The organism is Mycoplasma sp. 2704, assembly GCF_034863285.1.
Taxonomy (GTDB): Bacteria; Bacillota_I; Bacilli_A; order Mycoplasmatales; family Metamycoplasmataceae; genus Mycoplasmopsis.
In genome coordinates this window covers 1-17,814 of sequence record NZ_JAYFFD010000004.1, presented here as the reverse complement: position 1 = coordinate 17,814, position 17,814 = coordinate 1, and the positions used below count along the sequence as shown (strand labels likewise).

Sequence of the window (17,814 nt, the reverse complement as noted above, 5' to 3'; positions counted from 1 at the left end):
AAATCAGAATAGCTTAAATAGCTATTCTTTTTTATATAAAAAAACACCTTAGTAATTACTAAAGTGTCTATGTGCAAGTGAAATAAGTATTATTTACCTTCTTTGATTTTAGTTCATTTAGCTACAAAATCAGGTATTGATTTGAATTCTGATAATTCAAAGAATGTTTTAGATGGAATGAAGTATTTGTAAACTTGATCAAGTTCTTTAATGTTTGTGTCATAGAAACCATTTTTTGGTTTAGCTTGATCTCTTCTAATAATGTGGAATGTAGTAGGAATTGCAAAATCTTCAGGATCAACAAATGCTTTAGCTTGTTCTAATGATAAGTTGTAAGCTGATCTAACAAATGCAAGTGTTGATAATAGAACGGTTGATGAAGCTTGAATTCCGAATATATGTGTTTTAGAATCGTTGTTAAATGTCTCGTTGAAGAATACTGACTTACCATAATCAGCTTTAGAGTGATCAACTGCGATAATGTTTTCTCAAGAAACTGAAGAGTCAAGAATAATTGCTTTATTGTTATCTCCAAATAATGTTCTAATGTACTCGATTGATTCATCTTTTGAATAAACTGGGTGCATTTTATACATATAATTGTATTCAGATTCAGGATATTTAATTTTTATAGCATTGATGAAACTTATAATTTCTTCTCTATTTTCAGTAAGTTCTTTAATTCTTCATTTTCCATATAATGGATCAGTCTCAACTTTTGTTTCGTATTTTCTAAATAATGATGAACCCATAAATACTAAGTTCTTCTTAGATGAATCATAATGTTCTTTTCCGTGAATTACAAAGTCAAGAGCATTACGAACCTCTAATCTATTTAGTTTTTCATATTCAGTAATTGCTTTTTCCATTTCTAATTTATCATTTTTGAAAATTTGTGAATAATCAGTTGGGTAATCTTTAATTGATAATGATAAATTAGCCTTGTCTAAAGCTCTAAGTTGCTTGTTGAAATATTCAATGTATGAACCATCAAAGTTGTAAAGTTTAACTTTGTCAGTTAATTGGAAGTAGTATCTATAGTCAATTGTTTGTTTTTGAGTTCTTTGCATTTCTTTAAATGAAGCTGCGATTTCATCTTTTGAAAGATTGTTTGAAGTTCTGTTAGCTCAACTTTGATATGAAGCCTCAACAAATTTATAAGGTTGTGCATTTCCATCTGATAAAAGCACTATTTTATTAGCGTGTTCTAGAACGTAATTTCTAACTTCTGCTGGTAATGATGGGAATGAAATGTCCGGAATGTAGAAGTCGAATTTATTTACACCTGCATCTTTATATGGTTTTAGGTAAGTTAATAATTCATTTAATGTTCTCGGAAATACGTCGTATTTTTTGTTAGCATTATCGTTTAATGATGGATTCATATCTTTTAATTGTGATGCAACCATTAATTTACCATTACCAATGTTGTATTGACCTGGTGTTTGTAAAACGTCTCCATATTTTTGCAATAAATAGTCAAAATTAAATCTTTGGGTTCCTGTGTTTGACTTATCATAAACTGAATTGTCTATTAAAAATAGTACATCATTAAGTGAATCTTGATTTCTATTTTTGTAGTTTAATTCACCTAACATTAACATAAATGCAGAGTTGAAATATTGAGCCGCATTTCTAGACATAAACACAGTTGGAACTGAGTTTTCAGCTGAATCAACAATCTCGTTGAAGAATTGTTGATATCTTGGATTAAGTGGCTGAGCTTTAATATTTTTAAGAAAACCTTTAATTAAAATTTCTTTTGAATATGTAAGTTTACTATCTTCTTTTGATTCAAGTAAAACAGTGATTTTTAATGTTCCTTTATCATCGTCAGTTTGTGAAACTGAAATAGTTTTATAAATTACAAGCTCATCTGTTGATGGATTAATAGTTACATATTGACTGAGATTTTCTGTGTTTATAACAGATGGTTTTACATAACTATTAACAACATTATATGTAACATTAACCTTTGCTAATGGATTTTTTGTATAGCTTGGTGCTGCTGCACAACCTGCGCTGGTTGCAACAAGAGCAGTTAAAGGTGCGCTTGATAATATAAATAAATTTTTTAAATTTTTTATTAATCTTTTTTGTTTCATAATTAAATAATACAACTTTTAAAGTAATATGTCAAGTTTCGCGTTTCACGGAAACCATAGTCAGCAAGTCCTAAAAGCAAAAAAAAAAAAAATAGGGTCATAAAAGTGCAAAATTTCGTTATTTTGCTTATTTTTCAGAAATTTAGATAAACAAAAAACTACCACAATTTCTTGTGATAGTCAACTATCAAATTGAATTAGTTAGCTTCTTCAGTAATGTATTTTTCAACATCTTTTAAGTGAATACTGAAGAAACTTGTAATTCCACGTGTTTGCATTGTTGCAGCAAATAATGAGTCAACTCTTTGCATTGTTCCTGTTCTGTGTGTGATAACAATGAATTGAGTTTGTTTCTTAAGTTCTTGTAAGTATTCTGCATATCTAACAACGTTAGCTTCATCAAGCGCAGCTTCAACCTCATCAAGAATACATAATGGAAGAGGTCTAGCTCTTAAGATGGCGAATAATAATGAGATAGCAATAAGCGCTTTTTCTCCTCCTGAGAATAATTTAAGGTTTTTAACACTTTTTCCAGGAGGTTGAGCAAAGATGCTGATTCCTGATTCTAAAATATTATTAGGTTCAACGAATCTAACTTCAGCAGCTCCTCCACCGAACATAGATTTGAATACGTTGTTGAATTCTTGGTTAACATCGTGAACAACATTTGTAAGTCTTGTAACAATGATTTTGTCAAGTTCAGCGATAGCTTGGTATAAAGTGTCTCTTGTTTGAACTAATTCATCTCTGTTAGCTACTAATGTGTCATATCTGTTTTCAACTTCTTCAAGTTGTTCGATAGATTCTAAGTTAACATTTCCAAGTTCAGCAATTTGTTGTCTTAATTCTTCAACAAATTCTTTTGCTTTTTCATAAGAAATTTCTAAAACAAAGTTTTGATCAGCGTATTCAACTGTCATATGGTAAACGTTAGCTAATCTGTTTGTATATTCAGTGAAAATCTTGAATGATTCAGATTTGTTAATCATTTTGCTGCTGTAACCTTTGTTTAAGGCATTTTGAGAATCTTGAGCATCTGATAATTTAGTGTTGTAAAGTGATAATGCTTCATCTCAAGATTGATATAAGTTTTTAGCAACAGCAAGCTCATTTTTAACAACGATAAGTTTTGCTTGTAATTTGTTTCTTTCAATAACTGTTTCAGAGTTTTCAAAATCATCAAGTGATAATGAAGAAGCATCAACTTTTCCTTTTAAGTTTGTAACTTCTTCACGTTTTTGTTTGATTGAGTTTTCTAAGTTGTGAATTTCTAATTCAGTACTTCTGCTCTTTTGAATTAATTGGTTACGTCTAAATGATAATTGTTCGATTTGTTGTTCATTTTTCTTAATCATTGGTTCAATACCAGCGATTTTGTTTTCAAGGTTAGCAATTTTTTCATCAATACCTAAGACGTTATCACTTTCTTGAGCAGTCCCTCCAACGATAACCCCTCCAACACGGATGATGTCACCATCAAGAGTTACAATCATATATTTTTTCTCAAGAAGATTTGAAATTGCATTAGCTGATTTAATGTCATCAACTACTACAACGTTCCCTAATAAGAATTTAACTAAAACTGAATATTGTGGATCTGCATCAACTAAATCTGAAGCAAGAGCAACAAATCCAGGGTGTCCTGTAACTGCTAATAAATAGTCGTCACGAACAAATTTTTCTTGGATAGATGTAAGAGGAATAAATGTTGCTCTACCACCATTGTTTTGTTTAAGGAATTCAACTGCCTTAACAGCTGTGTTTGGAATATCAACAACAATGTGTTGTGCAGCGTGAGTTAAAACAGTTTCAATAGCTGTGATGTATTCTGGTTTAACTTTAATTAAATCTCTAACAAGTCCTTTAACACCTTTGAAAGACATTTTGTTTTCCATAATTGTTTTAGGACCTTTGAAAAGGTTTAATTTAGATTCTTTAGTTCTGTATAAAGATTGTAAAGTCGTTTTTGCAGAAATTAAGTTGTCTCTGTGGTTTTGGTTAGCAATTCTTAAATTGTTTACTAAGTTTGTATCTTCTTCAATTTGTTTTCTAGTTTCTTCAAATTGAGCTTTAAGTTCACCATAAGTATGTGTGTTGTAAAGTAATTCAGCTTCAAGTCTTTTAATTGCGCTTGCATATGATTTGATAGCTTCATCATTATCAACTGTTACTTGTCCACTTGTGATTAAGTTAATTTTTGCAAATTGTTGATCAATTGTTGAGTTTAATGAGTTTAATCTTGAAGCCATACCATTGTATGTTCCTTCAAGTTCATCAACTTGTTGTCTTGCTTTTTCTTTTTCAACTTTTGCGTTTTTAATTTCGATTTGTAAACTAGCAATTTCTTCTTTGTATTTTTGCATTGTTTCGTCTACACCACGAAGTTCTTCGTCTAATTCTTCGTAAATTCTTTTATTTTCTTTTATTCCTTTAGCTAAGAATGGAATTTCAACTTTTTTAAGAGCTTCTGCTTTATCTCTGTAGATTAAAGCTTTTTCAGCTTGTTTTCTTAATGGTCCAAGTTGTTTTTCAAGCTCTGAAATTCTAGGTTCAAGTTGATTCATTGAATCTTCAGCACTTTTAAGCATTCTTTCTGATTCAGTTTTCTTGAATTTGAATTTAGAAACTCCAGCAGCTTCTTCGAAAATTCCACGTCTATCTTCGTCAGATGCTTCAGCGATGTCTGAAACAGTTCCTTGAGAAATAATAGCTAATGAGCTTTTTCCAATACCTGTTTCCATTGCAATACTTTTAATATCTTTGTATCTGCAAGGTTGCCCATTCATATAGTAGTTGTTTACACCTTTACCACGTTGCAATTCACGTGTGATTGTTACAACTTCATCAGGAATTGAGTTATTTGAGTTTTTGTTATCAAAAGTTAATGTAACTCTTGCAAAGTCCATTGGTTTAGCTGTTTTAGAACCAGCAAAGATAACGTCTTGCATTGAGTCTCCACGAAGTTCTTTAGAACTTTGTTCTCCTAAAACTCATTTAATAGCATCGTTGATGTTACTTTTACCAGAACCGTTTGGTCCGATAATACCAGCAACACCTCCATCAAAACGTAAGATTACAGGTTCAGCAAATGATTTAAAACCATGTGCTTCGATTTTTACTAATTTCATTATTGCACCTCAATTTTATCTTTAAGCTTTTGTAGTGCATCAATAGCAGCATTAGTTTCAGCCTCTTTTTTGCTTAAACCAACACCTTCACCATAAATAACACCATCGTGTTTAGCTTTTGCTAAAAAACGTTTATCACTGAGTTGATCAGTTTGATATGTGATACTTTCCTTTGTCATACTTTGAAAGTATTCTTGTAGTTGACCTTTAGGATCTTTATTTTCGTCATTGTGCACCGAGTCAATGATAGGAGATATATGTTTGATTATGAATTGTGAAGCTTTTTCAAATCCTTGATCTAAAAATATAGCTGCTATCATTGCTTCGAATACGTCTGCTTGAACTTTTGGTGAATTAATCACTGATTCACGCATTTTTCCAGGCCCAGTTCTTAAGATTTTTAAAAGACCTAATTCGTTAGATATTTTAGCAAGTGCTTCCGTTCTAACTGCAGTTGATCTTAATCTGGTTGCGTGACCTTGCGATAATTGAGGATACTTTCTGAATATGTAGTTTGAACTAACAAATTGTAGAAGTGAGTCTCCTAAAAATTCAAGTCTTTCATAGTTGTCATCTTTATCTCTATTAAAAGACGAATGTGTAATTGCTAATAGATAATAGTCCGTTCTAATTGGTTGAATATTATTTATTTCAAAAAAGCTTTTAAGTGAATTAACCATATTACTCTTCACTTTCTAAATTATCAACTTTAATTGAATCTGATAATGTTTGGAATTTTTGTAATAAGTTATTTTCAAGAGCTTCTTGAATTGATAATAATGCATTGTAGTAAGCTTTTGCATCAGATGAACCATGAGCTTTAATTGCTAGTCCATTAACACCAAGTACTCAAGCAGAACCAACTGAACGGTAGTCAAGTGATTTACCAACATTTTTAAATGCACCTTTTAAAAGTAAATAACCAATTTTGTATTTTAATTTAGTTAATATTTGACCTTTAAGTGCTTTTGAAAATGCACCAATTGCACCTTCATAACTTTTAAGCATTGTGTTACCTGCATAACCATCTACAACAGCTACGTCAATGTTTCCATTAAATAATTCTCTGGATTCAACAAATCCAACATAGTTAATATCATTTAATGTTTTCAAATATTCGTGAGCTTGTTTAGTTGATGTAGGACCTTTGTAATCTTCAGTTCCAATGTTAATAAATGCAACTCTAGGTTCTGCTACTTTAAACATTGTTTTATAGAATAATGAAGCAAGCATGGCTCATTCAACTAAATATTGTGCTTTTGTTTCTAAGTTAGCACCTACATCTAAAAATAGCAATTTGCTACCTAAAATAGATGTAGCAACTGGCATAAATGCCGGCCTAGAAATGTTTTGTAATCTTTTTAATTTAAGCGTTAATGTTGATATATAAACTCCACTATCTCCACTTGATAAAACTGCATTAGCTTCATTGTTTATAACTTTACTAATTGCAAGATTCATTGATGTATCTTCGTTCATTGATTTTCTAATGTTCTTAGGTTCACTAGGAACATTTTTGTTTTTAATAAGTAAGATATTTTCAGGAAGTTTTGTTTTATCAATATTTGAAATTTCACCAATTAATTGAATTTGTGTATCAGGGAATTGAAGAGCAAATTTGCTAGCAGCTTCAACTGCTGCACTTGGACCATTATCATTTCCATTTATGTCAAAAGCAATTTTGAATTTATAGTCTTTCATTATTCAACTCCAATGATGAATTGATATGTAGGCTGATTACCTTCAATAATTTCAACTTCAATATCATAGTTTGATTCAATGAAGTTAAGAATTTCTTCAGCTTCATCAAGTGAGCTTTCATCCCCGTAGTAAATTGTGACTAATTCTTTGTCTTCTGTAATTGCTTTTTTAACTATTTTTTTAGCAGCATCTAAGAGTTTTGATGAACTTGCAGTGATTTTTCCATTGATGATAGATAAATAATCACCATCTTTAATTTGAACACCATTTAATTTTGTGTTTCTAATTGCTTTTGTAATTTCACCAGTAGTTACATTAGCAATTGCATCATTCATCATTTCAACGTTCTCTTCGACTGAAGATTCGTGATTGAAATTAAGCATAGCTGTTATTCCTTGGATTTGTGTTTTTGTAGGAATAATAATAACGTTTTTGTCTTGGATAACTTGCGCTACTTGTTGTGCAACAAGTATGATGTTTGAATTGTTTGTAAGAATAAATACTGAATCTGAATTTACATTATTAACTGCATTTATCAAGTCTTGAGCTGATGGGTTTTGTGTTTGTCCACTTTCAACAACAAAGTCACAACCTAAATCTTTCATTCTTGCGACTATACCTGAACCTAAGTTGCATGAGATAATTCCACAAGGTGTTCTACTTTCTTCACTATGTTGTAATTGTGACTCTTTAAGTTTTTCGGCATTAGCTTTTGAATAGTTAGCTTGAAGCGTCATATTTTCTGATTTGATTTTGATAAATTCACCATATTGTTGAGCAAAGTTTAACATATCACCAGGTTTAACTGTGTGTCCGTGAACTTTAAGGATATTGTCGTCAGAAACAACAACAAGCGAGTTAGCCAATTTTTCAAGTTTTGCAACAAAGTTTGCTTTCTTGAATTTAGCTGGTTCAGTTAAATCGATAAGAACTTCTGTACAGTAACCAAATTCTCCTTCATAAACTTCGCTATCACCAATAAAGTTTGTGACTTCATCAGAATTATCTTTAAGTTCAACTGGTCTATCGTGAAGAGCTTCGTTCATTCCTCAGAAAATTGTGTAAAGACCTTCACCACCACTATCAGTAACTCCAACTTCTCTTAAGTTCTTAAGTTTGTTAGGTGTTTCATCACAACTTTTCCGTGCAAATGCAACAACTTCTTCAAAGAATACTGAATAGTGAATGTCTTTACCCTCGAATTCTTTTTTAAGATTTTCGGTTGTTTCTCTAATAACTGTAAGAATTGTTCCCTCAACAGGTTTAAAAACTGATTTGTAAGCAATTTCAGTCGCTTTCTCAAAAGCTTGGATTAAATCTTGAGTATTTAATTCAACTTTACCATCTGTACCTAAAGCAAATCCTTTGAAAATTTGTGAAAGGATAACACCAGAGTTTCCTCTAGCTTCATAAATCATATTTGTTGAAACTTTTTTAGTAATAGCATATACTGGTTCATTTTGAGCTTTTTCTAAATCAGGTATAGCAGCTGCTATTGTTGAAGACATATTTGTTCCAGTATCTCCATCAGGAACAGGAAACACATTTAACGCATCGATTTTGTTTTTTGCATTAACTAATGCTTTAGCTCCTGATAAAAATGCTTTAGCTAACTCAGAACCATTCAGGATATTTCTTTTATCTACTTTCTTACTTTTACTCATTGGTTACTCCCTTGACAATGATAATTAGTTTATTGAATTTAAATTTCTTAGCTTTTAATTTCATTTCCATAATTTTGTAAATTTGTGAAATGATGAATTTAATTGGTGTCCCATCAAAAACAGTAATTGCTGCCTTAATTTCAACACGTGAATTTTCAGTTAATAAAACCTCAATGTTTTCAAAATATTCTTCAGGATTTAATCTGACAATTGTGCCAGGTTCACAATTGATATCTAAAGTCGGTTCGTGTAAGAATCTTACACCTGGAACTTTAGAAATTGAATCAATGAACATTTGTTTAATTTGCAATGTATCCATCCAAAACCTCCGTGTTTAATAAAGTATATATATTTTACCCTAATTTATTTTTATAAATATATAATATTTATACACTCTAATAAGCAGTGAAATTATGGCTGAAACAATCAAAAACGCAATAGTTTTAAACTTACACGAAATATCAGACAATGAGCATATTGTCAGTTTTTTCACTGCTTTTGGGAGATTAGATTTAGTTGCTAGAGGTCTAAATAATGTACATTCAAAAAATAGAAGTAACTTAATAGTCGGTTCAATTGTTGAAATTGAATATTTTGCTTCAAGAACACAAAATAAGTATGGAAGATTAAAAAAATCAAGCACAATAAAATTACTTGATGTTACTAATTTAAATAATATTAAGCTATTTAATAGTTTGAACTTTTTATTCCAGAATATAAGAACTAGAAATCATTTATTTGCTGAATACAATAGACATTTTGATAGTTTTAATAATGTACTTTGAACTAAAGTTTCAACATACTTTTATGCACACTCATTACTATACTTTGGTATTGATTTATCATTTAATTCTTGCAAAAGATGTGGAAGAATTAAGGACTTTATTTCTTTTGATTTTAATTTAGGTTTTATTTGTCAAAATCACGATATTACCCAAAGACTTGATGTTCCAGTTTTACAAGCTATATGATATTCATTTAACGACTTTTACGCCTATGTCAATGATGTAAACAGTGAAATTAACAAGCTTATTTTTATTGAATATAAGAAACAAATAATTAATCATTTAAATATTAGCAAATAACTGAGTTTTATGCTAAAATAATAAAACTATGAGTAAAAGAGATTATTATGAAATTTTAGGTGTTTCAAAAACAGCTACTGAACAAGAAATTAAAACAGCTTACAGAAGTTTAGCTAAAAAATATCACCCAGATAAATTGAAAGATGGAACTTCTGATGAAAAAATGAAAGAATTAAATGAAGCTTATTCAATTCTTTCAGACCCTGAGAAAAGAAAAGTTTATGACCAATACGGACACGATGCAGCTAATGGAAGAGCAGGAGCAAACACAGGAGGAGGAAACTACTATGGTGGTGGATTCGGTGGTGCACAAGGCTTTTCTGAAGATTTCCAAGATATTTTTGAGAACATTTTCGGTGGATTCGGAGGAAGAAGACAAAGAAGTTCTCAAGGTTCATACCAGCAAAGAGGGGATGATTATAGAACTAATATAAACATTTCATTTATGGATGCTCTTAAAGGAAAAACAATTAAAGAGAAATTAGATAAATGAGAAATGTGTATGTTCTGTACAGGGACCGGAGCAGAAAATCCAAATGATTTACAAACATGTAGTTCATGTAATGGAGTAGGACACAAAAGAAGAGTTGTTAATAGTTTCTTTGGTCAACAAGTTCAACAGGTTGTTTGTGAAACATGTCATGGAAAAGGTAAGGTTGTTGTTTCAAAATGTAAAAAGTGTCGTGGCGAAGGTTACTCAGCTATCCAAAAAACCGTTTCTATTAAAATAGAGGAAGGGACAGTTTCAGGAACAAGATTAAAAGTTGCTGGATATGGTGGTTTAGGTAAAAACGGTGGAACACCAGGGGACTTATACATTACAGTTAACGTGCTACCTCATAAATATTATGAAAGAGATGGGATGGATATTGAAATGGACTTTCCAGTTTCATTCATTGATATTATGTTAGAAAACACAGTTGACGTCCCAACTCCTTGAGGAAATGTAAAAATTAAAATGAAGAAAACCTACACAAACTCAAAAGTGATTAAGGTTCCTAAAAAAGGAGTTCACTTCAGAGGTATGGAAGGTGATTTAAGATTACATTTAGAAGTTATTATTCCTGATTTAGATAGAAAAAATAAAAAAGAAGTTTTAGCTGCATTACAAAATGTAACTGATTCATCAAATCAAGATTTTGTTCAAGCAGTTGAAAAAGCTAACAAATAATTTTTTTACCTAACTCTAGTAGTTAGGTTTTAATTTAGCAATTAATTTTAGTTAGTTTATTAAATTAAATTATAATTAATTTAATTTATGTATAAAAACGAGTTAATTATTAAAAAATCAGAATTTATTGGTTATTTATATCCAGTTTCCTCAAAAGAAGAAGTTAACCAAATTCTAAATAATCTTAAAGAACAATATAAAGATGCAAGACATATTTGCTATGCTTATTTATTAAATTCAAATGGTGCTGAAACAGGTGGATTTTCAGATGATAAAGAACCTAGTGGAACAGCTGGTAAGCCTATGTTTGAATTAATCAGACTAACAAATGCGCAAAATGTTTTAGTTGCAGTTGTTAGATATTTTGGTGGAACAAAATTAGGAGCTGGACCACTTAAAAAAGCTTACAGGCAATCAGCTTCAACAGTAATTAACTTATATTTAAAAGATAATCAAAGTAAGGAGAAATAAAAAAATGATTAAAGTAATTAAAGAACTTAAAAAAGATGTTTTAGTTTTAAAAGCAGCTTATGAAAACAAAGATTTTCCTTCTTATGTAGCTACTAAAAACGGAAAAATTACAGATAACTTAAGCGAAAATGTTTCATACATTTACATTGATAAAAAACATCAATCATTTGATGAATTAGCAGCTTTATTTGAGAATTTAGCAACATCAGTTAATAGAGATTATCAAGTTGATGTCGAATCATTTGTTTTAAATAATGATGTGCTAAAAACATTTAGAATTATTTATTCAAAATTATTATTTGGACAAGTTAAATTATTCAAAAAATCAATTGAAGAAGATAAAGAAAAATTCAAAAACATCTATGTGTATGTGAGAAACGAAAATGTTTCAACAAAATTAGTTAAGAAAATTGAAGTAGTTGCAAAAGCAATTAATGATGTTAGAAATCTTCAAATTAAACCAGAAAACTTCTTAAACTCAGAAATGTTAGCTAGTGAGATTACAAATGATTTTTCAGGAATTGAAGGTCTTGAATTAACAGTTTTAACTAAAAAAGAAATTGAACAATTAAATATGGGTCTTTTATTATCTGTTAATAAAGGAAGTGTTCATGAACCAAGAGTTGTAGTTGTATCTTATAAAGGGAACAAAAAATCAAAAGAACATATTTCTATAGTTGGAAAAGGTATCACATTTGACACAGGTGGAGTTAATACAAAAGGATATCATATGGAAGGCATGAAATATGATATGTCTGGTTCAGTAATTGCGGCTTATGCAGTTAAAGCTTTAGCTCAATTAAAAGCCAATGTTAATGTTTCTGCTGTTATGTGCATTACAGATAACAGAATTAACAATGATGCTTCATTACCGGAAAATGTTTACCAATCTATGTCAGGTAAATGAGTTGAAGTAGTTGACACAGATGCTGAAGGAAGATTAGTTTTAGCTGATGGAATTTTCTATGCCGCTGACAAATTAAAACCAACAACAATTATCGATGTTGCAACATTAACTGGTTCAATGTTAACAGCATTAGGAAATACTTTCACAGGAATCTGATCAACAAATGATTCAAAATGAGATGACTTTTTAGCAGCTTCTAAAGAAGCGAACGAAAAAGTTTGAAGAATGCCTTTACACGAAGATTATAACAAAGGTAACAAGTGTTCAAAAGTTGCTGACTTAGCTAACTGAAGTTCAAAAGTTAGACCAGATTCATCACAAGCAGCAATGTTCTTAAAAGAATTCACTAAAGATATTGATTTTATTCACTGTGATGTTGCTGGTACTTCAGATGTTCAAGGTGAACCACAAGGTGCATTAGTTGCAACATTAGTTGAATATGCATTATTAAATGAAAATAAGTAATATAATTTACTTATTTATTTAGAAACTTTAATATTTATAAAATATTAAATAACTCACTTATATTTGTATGAAAGGAAATTATGATTAAAACAGTTGATAAAGTTAGAAATAACTCAATGCTTTTAAAAGCAGTTTATAAAAATGATGAAAACTTACCATCAACATTAATTCAAAAAAATAATGTTGTAACAGAATACTTTGATAAAAATGAAGCTCTTGTATTTATGGGAGAAAAAGATAAATTATCTTTTGATTCAGTAGCTAAATTTGCAAAAGGTTTCTTTACAAATCAAGGTAGAGATGTCCAAGTCGATTTAGATTCATTTGTAACAGAAAAAGTTACATTAGCACAAGTTGTTAAAGCTTTTGTTGAAGCTTACAACTATGTAAATGCTGATTTATATTCAGCTAAAACAGCTAAAAAAGATGAGAAATTTGCAATTTCATTATTATCAGTTAAAGATGAAAATGAATATGCAGATGCATTAAAACAAGCAGTTGTATTATCAGAGGCTGTTAACTTCGCAAGAAACTTACAAGTGACACCACCAAACATTTGTAACTCAGAATGATTAGCAGAAGTTGTTAGAAAAGATTTAGAACAATACTCAAACTTAAAAGTTACTGTTCTTAATAAAAAACAAATTGAAGAGCAAAAAATGGGACTTTTACTTTCAGTTAACCGTGGAAGTATGTTTGAACCAAGAGTTGTTGTTATTGAATATAACGGAAACCCTGAATCAAACGAAAAGACAGTTTATGTAGGTAAAGGAATTACATTTGACTCAGGTGGATACAACATTAAAACAGGTAGAAACATGTTAGGTATGAAATTTGACATGTCTGGTTCTGTATTTGTTGCTTCAGCTCTTAAAGCTATTGCTCAATTAAAACCAAAAACAAATGTTGCTGCAATTATGTGTATTACAGACAACAGAGTTAATGGAGATGCTTCATTACCTGATTCAGTTTGAACATCAATGAATGGTAAAACAGTTGAAATTAACAACACAGATGCTGAAGGTAGATTAGTTATGGCAGACGGATTGACATATGCTGTAAGAAACTTAAAAGCCACAAGATTAGTTGATGTTGCTACATTAACAGGTGCTATTTTAGTAGCATTAGGACAAACATACACAGGTGCATGAGCTACTACAGATGCTGCTTGAGAAGAATTATTAAAAGCTGCTAAAGAACAAAATGAATTAGTATGAAGAATGCCTCTTGATGAAGCTTTTGCTAAAGAAATAAGAAACTCAGTAGTTGCTGACCTTAAGAACACTGACTTAAGTGGTATTGGTGGAGGTTCATCATCAGCCGCTATGTTCTTAAAAGAATTCACAGAAGATGTTGAATACATTCACTTAGATGTTGCAGGAACAGCTGATATTGCTTCAAGACCTACAGGTGTAATGGTAAAAACATTAACACAATTAGCTCTTGATTCATCTAAATAATGAAACCTCAAAAAAGTTATATAAAAATACAAATATCACTTGCTAACTAGGATATTTGTATTTTTTGTACTAATTTTTTAGATTGAAGAATATATTATTTTACTTAATTCAATAAGTAAAAGATTTATCAGCACTCTTATTTTGTTTACTTGCTAAATATAACTTTTTACCATCTTGAAAGACTAAAATGCAAATGAAGAATAAAATTACTAGCGATAATATTGTGCAAGCAATAAAACTAATTAGAGGTATAGAAATATAAATTCTCTTTGGATATCCGACAGAAATGAATATAAATTGAAAAACTATACCTGTTATAAAAATTGGAACAAGAATGATATATGTGCATATAAATGTAATAAATTTCATTTTATATGCAAATGAATATTCAATCTTTATATTTTCACATAAGAATGGAAATAAACTCGTAAATCAACTATTTTTATTAACTCTTCTTAAGTAAGTAACATTATGTATTATTAAAAATATACAGATAAAATATGTGATGATATAGTGTGCTGCAAAAATTAGGTAAGCACCGTCTCCAATGCATTTAGGAATATAATCAGGTACTTCTATTGCAAGACCTGGTACATTTGACAATCTTACAGAAGATAAATCTATAGCATAAATAGGTAAAGCTATAGCAAGAGAAAATAATAAAATTAAATATACACTTAAAGTTGAAAATTTTAATCAGTTTTTTCTTAACATGATTTTATTAAACCTTCTTTCTTTAGAGTTCGATTATTAATTAACATAACTCATACTTATTTAGTAGTTGCTTCTTTGTTTGTTAAATATAATTTTTTTCCATCTTGAAAGACTAAAATGCAAATGAAGAAGAAAATTATTATTGATAATATTATGTAAGCAACTAAAGCAATGAGGGGCATAGAAATATATGCGTTAAGTCCAAAGGAATTGAATATAAATTGAAAAACTAAACCAGTTATAAGAATTGGAACAACAATTATATATGTGCATATAAATGTAATAAATTTCATTTTATATGCAAATGAATATTGAATCTTTATATTTTCAAATAAGAAAGGGAAGAAACTTGTGAATCAACTATTCTTGTTAACTTTTCTTAAGTAAATAACATTATGTATTATTATAAATATACAGATGAAATATGTGAAGAGATAGTCACCTGCGAAATCCAGATAAGCTCCATCAGAATAAGTTTTATGTATTCCTTCTGGTAAATGTGGCAAACTAGTTTTATATAAATCTATAGCATAAATAGGTAATGCAACCACAATAGAAAATAAGAAAATTAAATATGCACTTAGTGTTGAAAACTTTAATCAGTTTTTTCTTAACATTATTGTAAAGCTCCTTTTTTAAGATTAAATTATTAATTTCTTCGCCAGTATATAATTTATTTTTATATTTAAACTTCCTATAGTGAAATAGTAAGAACCTCAAGCGCCATTATAGTATGAGTATAAAATTGATACTTAAACAGTTGGTAGCGCTATAACTCCTGTAGCGAAGATGCTTAAAATTAATTTTGCATTTTTCATAATATATCTCCTCACTTTTATTATATTCTTTTTAAGTAAATTAAAATAAATTATTGAAAAATATTTAACTTATTTTTGATGCTTACTACAGAAATGCAACTAAAATGGTTTTAGTTTTATTTAGCTTTTTTTGAGCTTAAATTTCTTTGAATATCAGATATAAGATTCCTTTTTTCATCTCGAATGAATAAATGAATGTATAATTAAATACCATACATTAATGAGGGGTATTATGTCACTATTTAGAAGCTTAAATGCTAACTTATGAAAATATATAAGTAGTATTTCATTATCATCAATCGGGTCAGAAGCATTTAAATTAGCTTCTAGTTTATATATTTACAAAATAACTGGTGATTTCTGATTAGTTACATTGTTGTACTTATTAGTACAATTGCCATCTTTAATAATTTATGCAATCTCATCAAAACTTGTTAAGTTACTACCTGATAGAGTTGCTCTTCTTATTTGTGATATTGCTAGTTCAATATTGTTGATAATACCTTTAGGAACTTATTTTGCATTTATTAATAATTTATCTACACATACGTTTTCAATTATTTTAATTGTGACAAGTACACTTTTAGGAACTGTCCATTCCTATAGATTTATACACCTTAAGAATATTCTTTACTTTTTAGCAAAAGATAAAAATGATTTAAATAAATTCAACATCGGTAACTCATTTGCCATATCAATTGGATTAGTTTTATCTCCAATATTGTCACTTCTGCTTTATAAGTATTTACCTTTCTATTCTTTAGTTATTTTTAACATCTTAACTTACATATTATCTGGTTTACTTTATTGAAGTTTAAAAACTAAATCAGAAATGACTGTTTTTGTGGATAAAGCAAAAGCAAATGATAAATCACATAAGATTTTAAGTTCTAAATTTAAGTTATTTTCATGAATATTCATATTATCTTCATCCTTAGTAATTGGAATATTCTTATTTCCTAAACAATCAGGAGTTATTCAATTTTTCAAATGAGTTAATGATTATAAATATGAGGATTGAAGTTTCTATTTCACAATTGTTTTAGCTCTATTAAGTCTAGCTGGTGTAATTGTTGTTTTCTTATTAAACAAATACAAAGTAAAAATTGATCTTAGATGAATAATTTTCGGAATGTTTACATTGAGCGTCATTTGAATTTCATTATCATTCGTTTCAAATAAACAATTTATTTTAATTAGTTACTTTTCGATTAACGCACTACAACAATTGGTATTTAGTATGTTCTTACCAGGATTTTATAGCAAGTCATATCAATTATTTGAAAAAGATAAGTTCCATTTACAAAATGGGTTGTCGATAGTGTTTAGAATTATTATGTCTTCATTATTAATAATTGCACTTACAGCAATTAACAATTCAGTTGGATACTTATGAACTTACATTGCATATTCAGTAATAGTTATAGTTTGTGGAGTAATTGCTATAGTTTCATACACCAGAATTAATAAGTTGTATAAGCTCCCTGCTATTAAGAAACTTGATAATTTATGAGTTTTATAGATTTACATACTGCAATTGTCAAAAAATACATGAACAGCAATAGCTGTTTTTTTGTTTCATTAAGTGTTTTCAATATCAATGTCATTTATACAATTTACATATTGCATTTATGCAAAAATTATTTTTTCTTATAATTGCAAGAAAGGGGGATAGTATGAAAGACAAAAGCAGACAAAAGTTAGTTGATTTGTTTAATGAGTTGAAAAATAATAAAAAAGAATTCTTATCATCTCATGTTCTAATGAGTGAAAATAACTTCGAGGATGAATTCAAACAAATTTTAATATCACATGGAATAATAGAAATACCTGGACAATCAGCAACTAATCAAAAAAGATTCTTCGCTTCTTTAAAAGGTTATGAAGACCAAATGAGTGAAACTGAAATAAAAGAAAAATGAAATAGTTTAAAAAATGAGATTCAATCAAAGGATAGAATTGAGTTAGTCGAAAATAAATTTACTAAATTAAACAATTTTTTTATAAAACAACCATTTGGTTCTCAAAATTATCCAGATTTTATCATTTTCACAGAAAAAAATGTATTTCCTAAACTGGGACACTAAAAATGGACAGAAGGTTTAATTAGACATAATAACACCTC

15 protein-coding genes are annotated in these 17,814 nt (G+C 29.2%); 7 read left to right on the top strand and 8 right to left on the bottom strand.

All coding sequences use genetic code 4. The features are described from left to right. Window positions 1-89: 89 nt before the first annotated feature. From VBM90_RS02120 to VBM90_RS02095, 6 genes are all read right to left on the bottom strand, one after another. On the bottom strand, window positions 90-2,105 hold the full coding sequence (locus VBM90_RS02120; protein WP_323176708.1) for a lipoprotein 17-related variable surface protein: 2,016 nt from the start codon (window positions 2,103-2,105) through the stop codon (window positions 90-92). Between the two features lie 197 nt (window positions 2,106-2,302). After that, window positions 2,303-5,233, bottom strand: coding sequence for an AAA family ATPase (locus VBM90_RS02115; RefSeq protein ID WP_323176707.1), 2,931 nt, complete (start codon window positions 5,231-5,233; stop codon window positions 2,303-2,305). Further along, window positions 5,233-5,913, bottom strand: coding sequence for a ribonuclease III (rnc, locus tag VBM90_RS02110; protein ID WP_323176706.1), 681 nt, complete (start codon window positions 5,911-5,913; stop codon window positions 5,233-5,235). Before rnc ends, VBM90_RS02115 begins: the two co-directional genes overlap by 1 nt. A 1-nt stretch (window position 5,914) precedes the next feature. Beyond that, window positions 5,915-6,934 carry a phosphate acyltransferase PlsX gene (gene plsX, locus VBM90_RS02105; protein ID WP_323176705.1) on the bottom strand — a complete coding sequence of 340 codons (1,020 nt, stop codon included), beginning with the start codon at window positions 6,932-6,934 and terminating at the stop codon, window positions 5,915-5,917. Then, window positions 6,934-8,598: a DAK2 domain-containing protein gene (locus tag VBM90_RS02100; RefSeq protein ID WP_323176704.1), complete on the bottom strand. Its 1,665-nt coding sequence runs from the start codon at window positions 8,596-8,598 to the stop codon at window positions 6,934-6,936. The genes plsX and VBM90_RS02100 overlap by 1 nt, the downstream gene beginning before the upstream one ends. Then, window positions 8,591-8,917, bottom strand: a complete 327-nt coding sequence (locus VBM90_RS02095; protein WP_323176703.1) for a hypothetical protein — start codon at window positions 8,915-8,917, stop codon at window positions 8,591-8,593. The genes VBM90_RS02100 and VBM90_RS02095 overlap by 8 nt, the downstream gene beginning before the upstream one ends. Window positions 8,918-9,011: 94 nt before the next feature. Between VBM90_RS02095 and recO the strand changes: the two genes are divergently transcribed. The 5 genes from recO to VBM90_RS02070 all read left to right on the top strand — a co-directional run bounded on the left by recO (window position 9,012) and on the right by VBM90_RS02070 (window position 14,157). Further along, the gene (gene recO, locus VBM90_RS02090; protein ID WP_323176702.1) at window positions 9,012-9,683 is read left to right on the top strand and encodes a DNA repair protein RecO; all 672 of its coding nucleotides are present in this window, start codon (window positions 9,012-9,014) and stop codon (window positions 9,681-9,683) included. Between the two features lie 28 nt (window positions 9,684-9,711). After that, the gene (locus tag VBM90_RS02085; RefSeq protein WP_323176701.1) at window positions 9,712-10,854 is read left to right on the top strand and encodes a DnaJ C-terminal domain-containing protein; all 1,143 of its coding nucleotides are present in this window, start codon (window positions 9,712-9,714) and stop codon (window positions 10,852-10,854) included. An 87-nt stretch (window positions 10,855-10,941) separates the two neighbouring features. Then, on the top strand, window positions 10,942-11,325 hold the full coding sequence (locus VBM90_RS02080; protein ID WP_323176700.1) for a YigZ family protein: 384 nt from the start codon (window positions 10,942-10,944) through the stop codon (window positions 11,323-11,325). Window positions 11,326-11,329: 4 nt separating this feature from the next. Continuing rightward, window positions 11,330-12,697, top strand: a complete 1,368-nt coding sequence (locus tag VBM90_RS02075; RefSeq protein ID WP_323176699.1) for a leucyl aminopeptidase family protein — start codon at window positions 11,330-11,332, stop codon at window positions 12,695-12,697. Between the two features lie 80 nt (window positions 12,698-12,777). Beyond that, window positions 12,778-14,157, top strand: a complete 1,380-nt coding sequence (locus VBM90_RS02070; RefSeq protein ID WP_323176698.1) for a M17 family metallopeptidase — start codon at window positions 12,778-12,780, stop codon at window positions 14,155-14,157. Between the two features lie 99 nt (window positions 14,158-14,256). Here VBM90_RS02070 and VBM90_RS02065 read toward each other — a convergent pair whose 3' ends face one another. Continuing rightward, window positions 14,257-14,871 carry a hypothetical protein gene (locus tag VBM90_RS02065; RefSeq protein ID WP_323176697.1) on the bottom strand — a complete coding sequence of 205 codons (615 nt, stop codon included), beginning with the start codon at window positions 14,869-14,871 and terminating at the stop codon, window positions 14,257-14,259. 56 nt (window positions 14,872-14,927) lie between these two features. Continuing rightward, on the bottom strand, window positions 14,928-15,488 hold the full coding sequence (locus tag VBM90_RS02060; RefSeq protein ID WP_323176696.1) for a hypothetical protein: 561 nt from the start codon (window positions 15,486-15,488) through the stop codon (window positions 14,928-14,930). Between the two features lie 433 nt (window positions 15,489-15,921). Between VBM90_RS02060 and VBM90_RS02055 the strand changes: the two genes are divergently transcribed. Both VBM90_RS02055 and VBM90_RS02050 read left to right on the top strand, forming a co-directional pair. Beyond that, window positions 15,922-17,211: an MFS transporter gene (locus VBM90_RS02055; protein WP_323176695.1), complete on the top strand. Its 1,290-nt coding sequence runs from the start codon at window positions 15,922-15,924 to the stop codon at window positions 17,209-17,211. Window positions 17,212-17,365: 154 nt separating this feature from the next. After that, window positions 17,366-17,776 (top strand): hypothetical protein, encoded by a 411-nt coding sequence (locus VBM90_RS02050; RefSeq protein ID WP_323176694.1) that lies wholly within the window; start codon window positions 17,366-17,368, stop codon window positions 17,774-17,776. The last annotated feature ends 38 nt before the right edge of the window (window positions 17,777-17,814 follow it).